The 952-nt window shown below is 46.6% G+C and carries 1 protein-coding gene; it reads right to left on the bottom strand.

The features are described from left to right. On the bottom strand, positions 1-952 hold a 952-nt coding region (locus EO98_RS10545), incomplete at both ends, for a disaggregatase related repeat-containing protein (protein WP_048160056.1).

Below are 952 nucleotides of genomic sequence, written 5' to 3'. Positions count from 1 at the left end.
GGTGTACTCTTTTACGAGCTCGGTTACGTTCAGTTCATAGTATCTGTTGTCAGGGAGAGTACTGCCCTTAATAGTCATTGTTGCATAGGGCGTACTTCCCTGCAAAACACCGTTTTTATCGTACCAGTCTCCTCCTGGATTTTTCCATGCAATACCGCTGTTTCTCTTATTCCAGCTCACATAGCCCGGGTCCCAGGTAGAAGCAGGCCTGTAAACCTCAATCACAGTATCTGCTGGTCTTGAGCTTCCTGCCGGATAATACCAGAAGAGAGAAAGGGCTGCATCACTAACTTCGGTAGAACCGGTGTACTTGCTCAGATCAAACCACATTGCATCCCTGTACCTCCCAGTACTCATTCCGCCTACATCAATATAGGATGAACTCTTGTAGACTGTGTTAGAAGAAGCTTCCCGTAAGCGGTTATCCTTTGCACCAGTAATGGTTTCATTTACAGTCACTACAGGTTCAGTCACTACAGGTGCTTTCTGTGTTATGCTAAGCTCTGGCTCCTTGCTTTCGATTCCGCAGTCGCTGCTGTAGAATGCGATATAATTGTTGCTTTCACTACGAGCTTTAATCAGAAAACCGGTATTCTCATATTTTCCACTGGTGTACTCTTTTACGAGGTCGGTTACATCCAGCTCATAGTACCTGTTGTCAGGGAGGGTACTGCCCTTAATGGTTATCGTGGCATAGGGTGTAGTTCCCTGCAAAACACCGTTTTTATCGTACCAGTCTCCTCCTGGATTTTTCCATGCAAGACCACTGGTTCTCTTATTCCAGCTCACATAGCCCGGGTCCCAGGCAGAAGCAGGTCTGTAAACCTCAATTACAGTATCTGCCGGTCTTGAGTTTCCTACCGGATAATACCAGAAGAGAGAAAGAGACGCGTCACTAACTTCCCCGGAATTATCGTACTCGCTCAGGTCAAACCACATTGCATCCCTGTAC

Origin of the sequence: Methanosarcina sp. 2.H.T.1A.6, from assembly GCF_000979455.1 — an archaeon.
Classification (GTDB): Archaea; Halobacteriota; Methanosarcinia; order Methanosarcinales; family Methanosarcinaceae; genus Methanosarcina.
Note: the sequence above shows the minus strand (reverse complement) of the source record. Positions and strands in the feature narration are given on the sequence as shown.